The organism is Gemmiger qucibialis, assembly GCF_027689445.1.
Classification (GTDB): Bacteria; Bacillota; Clostridia; order Oscillospirales; family Ruminococcaceae; genus Gemmiger; species Gemmiger qucibialis.
The window spans coordinates 219,905-233,158 of the sequence record NZ_JAQFEN010000001.1; the positions used below are offsets into that span (position 1 = coordinate 219,905).

At 46.9% G+C, this 13,254-nt stretch carries 13 protein-coding genes; 9 read left to right on the forward strand and 4 right to left on the reverse strand.

Annotated features, from left to right (window positions below; translation table 11 throughout):
* Positions 1-8: 8 nt before the first annotated feature.
* From PG062_RS00995 to PG062_RS01005, 3 genes are all read right to left on the reverse strand, one after another.
* Positions 9-1,337, reverse strand: a complete 1,329-nt coding sequence (locus PG062_RS00995) for a relaxase/mobilization nuclease domain-containing protein (RefSeq protein WP_270750649.1) — start codon at positions 1,335-1,337, stop codon at positions 9-11.
* Positions 1,298-1,627, reverse strand: coding sequence for a plasmid mobilization protein (locus PG062_RS01000; RefSeq protein WP_015536573.1), 330 nt, complete (start codon positions 1,625-1,627; stop codon positions 1,298-1,300). The genes PG062_RS00995 and PG062_RS01000 overlap by 40 nt, the downstream gene beginning before the upstream one ends.
* Positions 1,628-1,819: 192 nt before the next feature.
* Positions 1,820-2,188 (reverse strand): helix-turn-helix transcriptional regulator, encoded by a 369-nt coding sequence (locus tag PG062_RS01005; protein ID WP_005927725.1) that lies wholly within the window; start codon positions 2,186-2,188, stop codon positions 1,820-1,822.
* A gap of 219 nt (positions 2,189-2,407) precedes the next feature.
* Between PG062_RS01005 and PG062_RS01010 the strand changes: the two genes are divergently transcribed.
* From PG062_RS01010 to PG062_RS01030, 5 genes are all read left to right on the forward strand, one after another.
* Entirely contained in the window at positions 2,408-3,100 is a 693-nt protein-coding gene (locus tag PG062_RS01010; protein WP_097783442.1) for a response regulator transcription factor, read from the forward strand.
* Entirely contained in the window at positions 3,097-4,128 is a 1,032-nt protein-coding gene (locus PG062_RS01015; RefSeq protein WP_118050872.1) for a sensor histidine kinase, read from the forward strand. The genes PG062_RS01010 and PG062_RS01015 overlap by 4 nt, the downstream gene beginning before the upstream one ends.
* Positions 4,129-4,293: 165 nt before the next feature.
* Entirely contained in the window at positions 4,294-6,327 is a 2,034-nt protein-coding gene (locus PG062_RS01020; protein ID WP_097783440.1) for an ABC transporter permease, read from the forward strand.
* 140 nt (positions 6,328-6,467) lie between these two features.
* Entirely contained in the window at positions 6,468-7,133 is a 666-nt protein-coding gene (locus tag PG062_RS01025) for an ABC transporter ATP-binding protein (protein WP_014079454.1), read from the forward strand.
* Positions 7,134-7,147: 14 nt separating this feature from the next.
* Positions 7,148-9,526, forward strand: a complete 2,379-nt coding sequence (locus PG062_RS01030) for an ABC transporter permease (protein ID WP_147567900.1) — start codon at positions 7,148-7,150, stop codon at positions 9,524-9,526.
* Positions 9,527-9,686: 160 nt separating this feature from the next.
* Here PG062_RS01030 and PG062_RS01035 read toward each other — a convergent pair whose 3' ends face one another.
* Positions 9,687-9,842, reverse strand: a complete 156-nt coding sequence (locus PG062_RS01035) for a hypothetical protein (RefSeq protein ID WP_181566976.1) — start codon at positions 9,840-9,842, stop codon at positions 9,687-9,689.
* A gap of 334 nt (positions 9,843-10,176) precedes the next feature.
* On the opposite strand from PG062_RS01035, the gene PG062_RS01040 reads away from it, so the two are divergent.
* From PG062_RS01040 to PG062_RS01055, 4 genes are all read left to right on the forward strand, one after another.
* Complete coding sequence (locus PG062_RS01040; protein WP_044960731.1) at positions 10,177-10,608, forward strand: sigma-70 family RNA polymerase sigma factor; 432 nt, start codon at positions 10,177-10,179, stop codon at positions 10,606-10,608.
* A gap of 6 nt (positions 10,609-10,614) precedes the next feature.
* The gene (locus tag PG062_RS01045) at positions 10,615-10,860 is read left to right on the forward strand and encodes a helix-turn-helix domain-containing protein (protein WP_005927545.1); all 246 of its coding nucleotides are present in this window, start codon (positions 10,615-10,617) and stop codon (positions 10,858-10,860) included.
* Positions 10,861-11,211: 351 nt separating this feature from the next.
* A complete protein-coding gene (locus tag PG062_RS01050) occupies positions 11,212-11,361 on the forward strand; it encodes an SHOCT domain-containing protein (RefSeq protein ID WP_112121230.1) in 150 nt (49 codons plus the stop codon).
* Positions 11,362-11,426: 65 nt separating this feature from the next.
* Positions 11,427-13,199: a recombinase family protein gene (locus PG062_RS01055; RefSeq protein ID WP_270750653.1), complete on the forward strand. Its 1,773-nt coding sequence runs from the start codon at positions 11,427-11,429 to the stop codon at positions 13,197-13,199.
* Positions 13,200-13,254: the final 55 nt, after the last annotated feature.

Sequence of the window (13,254 nt, forward strand, 5' to 3'; positions counted from 1 at the left end):
GTGCAAATTTACCGTTCCTGCATCTGCTCCTTTCCCGGTGTTGTCCGCAGGATGCCGTCCACGTTCTGCTTGATGATGCCATACTCCTGCATCTGGCGTTTGGCATCATTGTACTGCCGCTGCATCTGGTCTTTCTGCTCGGCCAGTTGCTTATACTCGTTTTTCAGGGCGTAAAGGTCGGGTAGCTTTTGAAAGCCCTGCTCTTTTAGAGCTTTCGCCGCTGCTTCATAGAGAATCAAGGTTCCTTCATGTTTACGTCGGAACTGCTTTTTGTCAGCAGCCCGCTGATACTCCTGCAACAGTGGGCGCAGTTCTTTACAGGTGGTGACATCCTTTATCAGCACGGCCATTTCAGCAAGTCGGCGCTCTGCTGCTTTCAATGCGGCGGCAGCTTCGGTGCTGGCGGCGGTGATCTCGGCCACCCGGCTTTCCAAATCCGGGTAGCTTTCGATTTCATGCTCGGTCAGGAAGTTCAGCGTCCGGGCCGCCTGTTTCAGATTGTGGAGTTTTGCCCACTTCTCATACCCTGCGGACTGCTGGGCCTTGATGCTGTTCTCCAAATCAATCCGCAGCGAAATTTTGCGGTTTTCTTTGGGCTTCCGCTCCACGAACCGCCCTTTGATGCGTTCGATGATGGCTTCCTCGGTGTAGGCTTCGCCCAGCGTTTTGCAGCGGGTGAACCGTTCCTGTCCGGGCGCACGGAACGAAACATACTTGCCACGCTTGACCTCGTAGCCCTGCTCCTGCAGGAGCCGCAGAAAATCGTCAAAATCCTTGGCCTGCGGGATGACTGCATCTATGGCAGCTTTCAGCTTCGCCTTCCAGCTTGTGCCCTTGCGGTGTGCGTCCCACTCGGCATAGCTCTTGCCCCGGTCTTGACCGGGCATCACCACAGACAGACCATGTTCCTTGCACAGCCGGTCGCTGGTGCGCCGGATGTAGGCATAACTCTGTCGGTTGGAAACATACTTTCGTTGGTTTACCATGTCCACGGCACAAAAGATGACGTGGTTATGGACGTGCCCCTTGTCAATGTGCGTGGTCAGCACATACGGGTATTTGCCTTGCAGGACTTCATCTGCAAGCTGCCGGCCAATCTCGTGGGCCTGCTCCGGCGTGGTTTCGCCCGGCGCAAAAGACTGTATCAAGTGGTGGGCCAGATTGTTGCCTTTCTGCATGGCCTGTGACAGCAGCAGTTCAAATTCGATGTCGGCGGTTTCGTAGGAGCAGGCAAAGGAGGACACCAACATTTTTTCATCCGTCTTGTCCGGATTCTCAATGTAATCCAGTGCCTTTTTCAGCGTTGACTTGATAGGATGTATCTTTGTAATTGCCATATCTGCGCCAATGCTCCCTTGATGTCCGCAACGTCTTGTGTGTACAGCGGCCCCATGCTGTTCAGCCGCCGCGCGATCTGATTGACGTTGACACCAATCTTTTGCAGTTCGGCGGTTTGCGCCCGGATGTCGGTGGTGTCGATGTGGACAACATAACCATCTATCAGCATCTTCCGGGCGTAGGCAGAAAAATTCCGTGTGTGCAGCAGAGCCATCTTCTGCCGGATAAGTTCCTGTTCCTCCGGCGTCACGGGAACACGCAGAACAATTTTTCGGGTTCGGTTCGTCATAGTTTCACCTCGTTTCTTGGGGGTCTGGGGTACTCCCCAGCAAGCATTTCTGCCGGGAGTGGCTACACTCCCTATGCTTGCTACGTTACCTTTCCCCACTACTATGACACCACAACACCCCCGTTTTGCCCGCAAAATGCAAAAAAAAATAAGAGGACGCTTTTGCATCCTCTCAATGACCGTGCATGACAATCAGACGCACACGGGCTCTTTTTCCTGTTCATGGATTCGTAAGGCACCGTCAATGGCACCCTCTACGATGGGTAAGTATTCTTCCGGGCAAAGCTGCAGCTTGTGGCTGACCCGCTGACGTTCCGCACTTTCTTCCCGCATGAGTTCCGGGTTAAAGTACCGCTCCACGGGCAGACCACATATTTTTATCAGCTGAATCACCACCGGCAGGCTGGGCAGCGTGCCTTCGTTCTCAATATTCGCAAGATACCGGCTGTCACAATGTATCATGTCAGCCAGCGCACTGCGGGAAAGCTGTTTTGCCTTTCGTGCTGCCTTGACATCCGCTCCGAACGTTTCAAAGCCGGGACAGTCCTCGATTTTCGCCATTCTGCATCACCCATATACATTTTATAGTTCATGGACGATTGGCGAAATGATGCAAAGCGCATTGTTGCTAAACTTTATTGTTCATAGTTTGAGCATTGTATTGTAAAGTGGGCTATCCTATAATAAGGAAGAAACCCTTTTTTGAAAAATCCGTCCGCTGTAACATTTCGCGGACATTTGCCTGTTATACTATCTGCAAAAAGCAAAGGAAGTGAGGATATGAAGCAGATTTTAATTGTCGAGGACGACAGTTTTTTGAATAAGATGGTGGCCTATAACCTGACCGCAGACGGCTATGGCGTGACTTCTGCCCTAAATGCCAGAACCGCAGCCGACGCCATCCGCCAGCGGGAATTTGATTTAGTGCTGCTGGACATCAACCTGCCGGACGGGAACGGCTTTGAGCTGTGCAAGCTAATAAAGCCTCAGCACCCGGACACCATCGTAATATTCCTGACCGCCAACGATCAGGAGAGCGACCAGATACGGGGTTATGAGGTGGGCGCGGTGGACTACATCACAAAGCCCTTTGTGATTGGGGCCTTGCAGCGGAAAATCAAAGCCATGTTCGCCATGCTGGAACACCACAAACCGGCCAAGGACATTTACGACGACGGGCGGTTGTTTCTGGACTTCTCGGAGCAGACGGCTTCCTTAAACGGCAAGCCCCTGACTCTATCCCCGATGGAGTACAAAATGCTGAACCTGTTTCGTAAAAATTCCCGGCAAGTGCTGACCCGTGGGCAGCTTTTGGAAAAGCTGTGGGATATAGACGAGCGGTTTGTGGACGAACACACCCTGACAACCTCCATCAGCCGTATTCGCAGCAAGATTGAAGCCGACGGCGGCGCACCCTACATCAAGACCGTTTACGGCATGGGGTATCAATGGACGGGAGGCGAGGCAAAATGAAGTTTCAAAACCTCTCGGTAAAGCGGCTGTTTGGCCGGGTGGCAATGGAGCTTGTCCTCTCCATGTCCGGGATCACCATAGCTCTTTTTCTTGTGACAAAACAGATTGCGGTGCTGCTGACAGGCGGGGCGCTGCTGCTGTGCGCCATTGTAGGGATTTTTGTACTGACGCAGGCGTTTGGAAAGCGACTGTCGCAGTTTACCACTGACCTGTGCCAGACCTTAGACCACATGATCGCCGGAAATGAAGCACCCCAGCGGCCAGAGGACAGCGAAACCCAGCTCGCCAGAATCGGGCACCGGCTGGCGAGACTTTACCAGATCATGCAGGAGAACCGTCGCCGGGTGGACGAGGAACGGCAGGAGTTACAAACCCTTGTATCGGATATTTCCCATCAGGTAAAAACGCCGGTAAGCAATCTGAAAATGGCGACGGACACCCTGCTGGAAAAGCCTATGACCGAGGCGGAGCGTACCGATTTTATCCGTGGAATCCGCACCCAGACAGATAAACTGGACTTTCTCTTTCAGGCTCTTGTGAAAACCTCACGGTTGGAAACGGGCGTAATCCAGTTGAATAAGAAACCGGTCTGCCTCTTTGATACCGTGGCGCAAGCCATGAGTGGGATCGTGTATGCAGCGGAAAAAAAGAAAATCGCTGTATCTGTGGACTGCCCGGAGAATTTGACCTTTTCCCATGACAGCAAGTGGACATCCGAAGCCCTCTTTAACCTGTTGGACAATGCGGTGAAGTATACTCCGGCAGGTGGAAAAATTACGGTGTCGGTGATACCGTGGGAAATGTATGTGGAGATCAAAGTAGCCGATACCGGCAAGGGCATTTCCGAAAGTAATCAGGCTGCTATCTTCCGGCGCTTTTATCGTGAGGAAGAAGTACACGAACAGCAGGGCGTGGGCATTGGACTGTATCTGGCCCGCGAGATCGTAACGCGGCAAGGCGGCTATATCAAAGTGGTTTCAGAGCCGGGCAAGGGCTCGGAATTTTCCATTATGCTGCCGACAAAATAGAATGCGGCGGACGGCCATTTCCGGCTGCCCGCCGTAAATTTTTTTGAAATGTCCGAGCATTGTAACATTTCACCCCGATTTTCAATGAAATTTTTGGGCCGCTGTAACATTTCGCGGACATTTAGGTTTTACAATACCCTTATCAAATATGGAGGTGATACAACTATGACATGGCCTTTTGAAAATGACACCAGCGCCATTACAAAGAAGCTGGCGCAAAGAAGCTTCAAAGCCAACAAATTACGAAATATTGTTGCTGTAATAGCAATCGTTTTAACATCAATGCTTTTTACTTCTGTAACGACTTTATGTGTTGGAGCGATCCAGTCTATACAGACAACTATTTTGCAAATTAGGGGAACCAGCCCGTCCACTGGTACATCTGTAAATTGGATTGCCATAATAGCAGCCCTGTTTTTTATTATGATTTTTGTAATAACGGGCTATTTGCTCATTCGCAATATTTTTGAGATTTCTGTTGTTCAAGAAATAAAGAAATATGGCTTATTAAGAACAATCGGAACAACGGAGAAGCAAATCAAGCGAATTGTTTATAAGCAAGCATTTTGGCTGTCTATAATTGCTATATCTATTGGGTTGATTTTAGGATATATAGTAGGAATACTTATGCTTCCGTGGATTCTTAATTTTATGAAAGGCGAGTATCACAATCTTTCTGTGAACTTGAGTTTTAATCCTATTATTTTTGTCGTTGCCGGGATATTTAGTGCGATTACTGTTTGGGTGAGTATAAAGAAACCATTCAAAATTGCAGCTACGATTTCGCCCATTGAGGCAACTAGATACTATGAAAAAGACAATTATCATAGTGCCAACAAGAATCGTCTTTCGTTTAAGAATAGAATAACAGAAATGGCATGGAGAAATTTAAGAAGAAATTCAAAGCGTACCATATTTATCGTCTTATCCATGATACTCTGCATTATTCTCCTAAACAGTGCAATCGCAATCGGAAATAGTGTTGATGTTAAAAAATATGTATCTTCTGTTACCTCATTTGATTTTGTTGTGGCAAGCCCAAACACATTTTCTAATGTGCAAGGTTTTCGATTTAAAGATGATTCTGTTAGTAATGAAATCATATCTGATATTGAAAATAATATTCCTGTGCTGAACGGAAGTCGAATTTATAAAAACACTTTGGATGATGTCAGTGTTACTTATGATTATGGTAGTTTGGTCACGGAAGTATTAGACGAATACACAGAAGATAATCACCTTATACGAAGTGGTATGGTTGATGGCAGAACTTATCCAGTAAAACTCGGTGTTGATTATCGACCTCTTTGCAATATTTACGGGGTAGAAAAATCAATACTTCCTAAATTGAATTTCATTGAGGGAGAAACAGATATACAGCAACTAACCTCATATTTGGAAAGTGGAAACTATGTTATAGAAATTTCAGCGATCAACCCAAATGAATCTCCTGAATTTCTTTGTCCGCTCAATCAGGAAGTTACCATTTACAAAGATGGATTGCCTTATAAAACGGTTTCGGTAATTGCGCGTGCAGTGGTTGATTTTTCATTGGTAGAATCTCCGGGTAAGAATGTTGGCTACACTGATGTTGGCGGCGATTGTCCTATTTTCTATATGAGTAATGAGATGTTTGTGGAATTGTATAACAATCCAGCCATAATGAGTTATGTGTTTGATGTGGAAAAAGAACACTTTTTGCCAGCGACCGAGTACATCAATTCTTTGCCTACCGTTGAATACGCATCGTCTGAAACATTGGCACAAACTATGAATGGATTAAAACAAACTATTTTTATCATAGGTGGCCTTATTGGGTTTCTATTAGGAAGTATCGGGCTTGTGAATTTTTCCAACATCATTATAACGGGCATTATAAACCGGCAACGGGAATTTGCTACATTAGAGAGCATCGGAATGACGAAAAAACAAATTAACAAATTGACCGTATTGGAGGGATTGTTTTACGCATTTCTGATTTGTGTAATGGGTTTACCTCTCTCTCTTATTGTTGCAAATACAATTCTTCCTACTTTCTTTAATCAACCTGACTTATGGCTGTTTACAATACAGCCTACGATTTTCCCGTTGATATTAGAGGGAATTGTTATTTGCGTTGTGGCGATTATAGTTCCTCATGTTTCGTTTCGCTATTTTAGAAAAACAAGTATTGTAGCTCGATTAAGGGTAGTTGAATAATAATTTTGAAATGTCCGAGCGTTGTAACATTTCACCCCCGATTTTCAATGAAATTTTTTGGCCGCTGTAACATTTCGCGGACATTTGGGTTTTACAATAGCCTTATCAACAGGCAGAAAGCCTTGAAAGGAGTTTTGAGTATGAGCGTTTTACAGGCGATTGATCTGAAAAAGTATTACGGCACAGAGCCGAACATTACCCGCGCCCTTGACGGTGTGAACTTCTCCGTGGAGGACGGCGAGTTTGTGGCCGTTGTGGGAACATCCGGCAGCGGCAAGTCCACCCTGCTTCACATGATGGGCGGGCTGGACACTCCCACCAGCGGAACCGTGATCGTCCGGGGCGAAGAACTGGCAAAGAAGAACGATGAACAGCTTACCATCTTTCGCCGCCGCAACATCGGCTTTATCTTCCAGAACTATAACCTTGTTCCTATTCTGAATGTGTATGAGAACATCGTCCTGCCGGTGGAGCTGGACGGGGACACGGTGGATCAGAAGTTTTTGGACGAGATCGTTCACCTGCTGGGGCTGGAAGATAAACTGAAAAATATGCCGAATAATCTTTCTGGCGGACAGCAGCAGCGTGTGGCGATTGCCCGCGCTCTGATTACCAAACCGGCTATTGTGCTGGCCGATGAGCCAACCGGTAACCTTGACAGCAAGACCAGCGCCGAGGTGCTGGGACTTATCAAGCGCACCAGCGCGGAGTTCCGGCAAACCGTTGTAATGATTACCCACAATGACGACATAGCCCGCCTTGCAGATCGGATTGTCCGCATTGAGGATGGCAGGATTGTGGAATAAGGAGGTGGCAAGCTATGACATGGCCTTTTGAAAATGATACCAGTGACATTGAAAAGAAGCTGGCAAAGAAAAGTTTGCAAAGCGAGAAGCGCCGGAATCTGATGGTGGTGATTGCCGTTGCGCTGGCGGCATTTCTGATCTGCTTTACGGGAATTGTGTCTACCTCCCTGACACAAATGCAGCGCAATCAGGTTGTCGATACTTATGAGGCGGTCTGGCTGGGCGTAGAGGAAAACGACATTGAAACCCTGAAAGGACTGCCGGAGTTTGAGCGCGTAGGCGGCTACTATATGCTGGGTGAGGAGCTTTCAGAACAGGGCTATCATGCGTCCTATGTGTATTGCGACGCGCAAATGATGGAGATTGCCAAGGCGCAGATGGAGTTGTTAGAGGGCCGGGTTCCTGAAAAAGCAAATGAAGTTGTTGTAAGCGAATACTTTCTTTCCACCTATGGAAACAATGCCAAGATCGGGGACACTGTGACCTTAGATACAGAGAGTTTTCATGGTGATTATGTCGTTACCGGCATTACGGACAGCGTAAATGAAAAAGAAGCGAATACCTGCGCTATCATTCTTTCCAACGCTGCCCTGACAGAATGGAACGGGTTTGACCCGGCTGGCTATCGCGCCTATGTCCATTTCAAAAACAGCGACCAGTTGGGCGAAGAACTGATGACCTCTTATTGCAGGGAGATTGCGGAGGAATATCAGCTTCCTATGCCCAAAATGAACAGTAAGTATTTTGCCTATGCTTCTAAATCCTTTGATTTTGCACTGATGGCAGGTGTGATTGCCCTTGTTCTGATTGGCGGCTATATTGTGATCCAGAGTATCTTCCGTATCTCCATCAATGACAAAATCCAAAGCTACGGGCAGCTTCGGACGATTGGTGCGACACCAAAGCAAATCAAGCGGATTGTAAAGAACGAGGGACGCAAACTCGGCAGTATCGGGATTCTGATTGGCACAGTGCTGGGCGTATGCGGCGGTTTCCTCCTGTTTTCCAAGGGTTTTAACGCTGTTTCCTATGTGGCAACGGTTATTTTAACGCTTATAAGCAGTTGGATCATGATATCTGTTTCCATCCGTAAGCCGGTGAAAATTGCGGCAGGGATTTCCCCCATTGAAGCCGTCCGTTTTACCCCGGCGCAAAAGGACATCCGCAGCCGGAAAAAGAATATCAAGCTCAATCCTGTTTCAATGGGAATTGCAAATTTTAGGCGTGACCGAAAAAAGACCGTTGCTATTGTAGCCTCATTGAGTTTGGGCGGAATTATCCTGCTTGTGGTATCCTCCATTGTTTTGCTGCGCTCACCAGAGGCGCTTGCAAGACAGTTTTTCCCAGACGGCGACTATAAAATTTATTTGGATTCTGAAATGACAGAAGAAAAGGTTATGGCAGCGGGAAATCCATTGAATGAGGAATTAAAGCAGAAAATCTTATCTATTGATGGCGTTACAGATATAATTCCAAGCAGGCAATCTCTCCATGCAACTTATAAAACAGAGATTCATCAAGCTGGTGGTATGTGCGATATGCTGACCGACCAGAATTATGCGGCAGTTGAAGCGGCTCTGACAGAGGGAACCATGCCAACAGATTCCCGTAGTATTGTAATTGACTATAATGTGCTAAAGCAGAATGAGGATATGGGTGTTGGTTCAACGGTTGAGATTTCTTTGGGAGAAGAACAGCCATCCGTTTCTGTTACCATATCGGGGTTATACGCTCCTGCAAAGGTATATTCAGGACATGGCAGGATGCACTTAGATGGGGCAACTCTTTTTGCACCAGAAGCGTTGTTCCACGAACTGCACCCGGAAATCACCTCTTTTGACTATTCATGGAGCATTGTAAATGACGCTAAAAAAACGGACTATGTGGGAGCTGAATTGAAAAATATTGTTGCCAGCCATAGTAATATTGCCTTAGATGAAATCAATACAGTGATTGAATATGAAGAAATGACAAATTCTTTTGCGTTTGGCAGTATGGAGATACTTTCATGGTTGGTATTTCTCTTTGGCGTTATCAACCTTATCAATACGACACTCTCTAACCAGATAGCCCGAAAGCAGGAAAACAGTATTCTGCGTTCTATCGGCCTAACACAAAAACAGCTATGTAAAATGAACATCTGTGAGGGGCTGTGCTATGCGCTCTTTGCAACATTGGCGACGCTGATCGTTGGGCTTCCGGCTTCCATCTTTGCTTGCAGAAAAATGAGTATAGGAGCTTTTGCCGGAAATGTAGTGCCTTACAAATTCCCGGTTTTGGAAATGGGACTGTTCATTCTGGTATTGTTCGGAATGGAACTGATCTTGTCTGTATGGACAATCCGCAGACAGAAAAAGCAATCCCTGATTGAACAAATGCGGGCGATGGAATAACCGTATGGGATCGGCGGGGCGGCGTGTGCTGCCCCGCTTTTTTCGCCATTTCTCAAAAAATTTTTGAAATGTCCGAGCTTTGTAACAATTCAGCCTGTTTTTCTGTCGAAATCAAAGGCACCTCGGACATTTGTGTAACATTTGGATTTTATAATAATCCTCATAAAGAGAAATAGCCTGTTAGCAAGCTGCCGCACGACGGCAAAAGAAAAAAAGCCGTCGTATAGCAGACATATCCGCGCGCCCATTTTGAACCGGCGGCTTTTGAGTAACTCAAGGCCGCCGGTTCTTTTTGCTTATCAAAGCGTTTCATCATCCGTATGGCGGCCACTAGGAGGATGCCGTCATGTACTTGATATTCTATCAGCCGCCCAGTTTTGAACTGTCAAAAAAAGCCTTGCTCCCGCACAGGGTCAGCAGGGCTTTTACTATGTACTATACGATGTAGCTACTGCGCGTTTCGTGCTTTCATTATGCCCGGTTGGCCGTTTTCGGTCTGCTGGGCTTTTCTATTGCCGCCTGAAAAGCTGCCTGTTTCAAAAATATTTTTGGAAATTTTCAAAAAAGCGGGCAGAATCGGGTGTTTCAGGTGTCATATTAGCGGAAAGGGAAAAATCCACCCGACATCCCCACGGAAAGGGGGTGAGAAGATGGAAGCTATCCCTCGCAACGATGGCGAACAGTACCGATTCGATGCGTTCTGCAAAGCGGTGCTGCGAAATGAGGCCCGGAACTATCACCGAAATAAGAAACGTCTGCTTGACCGTGAAAAGTCATTCAGCGTTCTTTCGTTGGAAGAACTGGGGCAGCTCACGAGTGTAGACCATTATCCAAGTGAAGAATTTGTATTTTCATCCTACGGCTGTGATCTGCACATCGACAATGAACTTGTTGCCAATGCGTTTGCCGCTCTGCCAAAGCAAGAACAAAGCATTCTGATTCTGTTTTGCGTTCTGGAACTGGGCGATGGCAAGATTGGCGACCTCATGGGAATGTCCCGGAGTGCTGTACAGCGCCACCGGACAAAAACGCTGAACGAGCTGCAAAAAAAGCTAAAGGCGCACTTGCCGGAGGGAGGTTAGGCGTAAATGAACTCCTATGAACACACGAGCAGAGAGTTTTTACCGCTCTCGGTGATTCGCTCTGCCTGCGCTGGGGACCCCGATGCAGTTGAACAGGTTTTGCGACATTACAGAGGCTATATCATCAAGCTCTGTACAGGCATTTTCTATGACAAGCACGGTCAGCCTCATGTGTGCATAGACGAGTACATGAAACGCCATCTGGAAATCAAACTGATTTCTTCTATTGTAACCAAAGCCGAAACGGTCTGACCCTTTCCACGTTTCGGGACTGCACCTTGAAAAATATGCCCGCAGGACAATGGCGGTGCATTATAGGGCAAACGGATACGTTGCTGTCTGTATCGAGCCGGACGGCGGGTGCGCCACGATGCTTTTCTTTGAAAAGTGGAGCGATCACCACCCCGCCGCAATGCAAGCGCGGCTGCTTGCGGGCCATGACATACAGGCAGGCTGATACTCCCTTACCGTCAAAGTCCGAGCGTTCAGAGCGTCGCAGGCAATGAGTAGGGCTGCATGAGGAATGCAGGGGTGAGATTCCCGTGGGCTGCTGCCAGCAGCCGTCCGTTGGCTCATTTTTTATTTTGTGAAAGGGGGATATTTTTGAAAGAACAAAATTTGATACGTTATAGCATTCAGCTTGCTTTTTTGAAGCAGCTGTTGGAAAGAAAGCTCATAACCGATAGAGAGTATTCCCTTATCAAACAGCGCTTAATGAAAGATTATCGTGTGGTTTCCGAACTATCCTCTTGATTTTGTGTCGCATTGGCGTTATGATTAACGCAATGAAAGGAACACATTCAATAAGGAGGTCAAGCATGAAAGATGTTGAAGTCATTAAAGCGCACAACACACTCTCGCCACGAGCGCGTACAAACTTTGAAAAAAGGCTACGCGTAGCTGCCTATTGTCGTGTCAGCACTGATACCGAAGATCAGCTGAACAGCTACAAATCGCAGGTCAAATACTATACCGAACTTATAAAAAGTAAGCCGGAATGGTCTTTGGCCGGCATCTATGCTGATGAAGCTATCACGGGTACGCAGGTAAAAAAGCGCGAGGATTTCCAGCGTTTAATCAACGACTGTATGAACGGTGACGTGGATATGGTGATTACCAAATCCATTTCGCGTTTTGCCCGAAATACGCTTGACACTCTAAAATATGTTCGGATGCTCAAAGATAAAGGCGTGGCTGTGTTTTTTGAGGAAGAAAACATCAACACCCTTACTATGGACGGTGAACTGCTCCTTGTAATTTTAAGCTCTGTTGCACAGCAGGAAGTCGAAAATATTTCTGCAAATGTCAAAAAGGGCTTGAAGATGAAGATGCAGCGCGGTGAGCTGGTCGGGTTTCAGGGCTGTTTAGGTTATGACTACAATCCAGCGGACAAAACCATCACCATCAACGAAGAAGAAGCGGCTGTTGTCCGTTACATTTTTCAGCGATACACGGAGGGTGCCGGTGGTTCGGTTATTGCCAAAGAACTTGAAAACTTAGGCTATAAAACCAAACGCGGCAGTCCCAAATGGGCAGACAGTACCGTAATCGGCATTATCAAAAACGAAAAATACAAAGGCGACATTTTGTTAGGAAAGACATTTACCGTTGACCCTATTTCAAAACGGCGTCTGTACAACTTCGGCGAGGAAGATCAATTTTATATTCGTGAGCACCACGAGCCCATTATTTCGGAAGAAGTCTTTGAAGCCGCACAGGAAATTTTGCGGCGGCGTGCAAAGCCCCGCAGCCTTAACGTGGACGGCAAACGTGAAAAGTTCAGCCGGAAATACGCTTTTAGCTGCATGATAGAATGTGGTTTCTGTGGTGGCACCCTGACAAGGAGGAGTTGGCATAGCAGTTCACAGTATAATAAAGCTATCTGGCAATGTGTTGTTTCCACCAAAAAAGGAAAAAAGTTCTGCCCGGAGAGCAAGGGCGTTGACGAAAGAACGATTGAGCGGGCTTTTGTAGAATCTTATCGCCTCTTGTGCCAGAATAACAAGGATGTTCTGGACGAGTTTATGAAACGGACAGAAGAAACTCTTTCTGAAAGCAACGCGGGCAAGCGTCTTGCAAAAGCTGAAAAGGACATTCACGCTCTGGAAGTCAAGAAAAACAAGCTGGTTGATATGCGTCTTGAAGATACCATTGACAAGGAGACCTACGACCGAAAGTATTTAGACCTGTCCAGCCAGATTGAGCAGTTGCAGAAAGAGTGTGAAAGCCTGCAAGATGCAGCCGAAACCGAAACTACCATGCGCAAGCGTGTCGCCATGTTCCGACAGACACTTGAACAGAATGAGGTTCTGGACACCTTTGACCGACATATTTTTGAAAGTATAGTTGAAAAAGTAATCGTGGGCGGTTATGATAGTGATGGGAACAAAGACCCCTACATGATTGTCTTTGTCTACAAGACCGGGTTCAAGAACAGCGTGGACGGCAAGAATTTCAAGCCGCTTCGCAAGAATAGCAAGGAGAACCACTCCCCTGCTATTTTGTGTTCCCATGCTTCTAACGAGGCTGAATCCATGTGTTCCGATTCTAGCGACGACACATGTGGAGTGCGTACTTCAAATGACCCGTAAAAGTAATTGATTGCTTCTTATTGCACAGGGCGTGCATGGCTATGTACAGAATGTC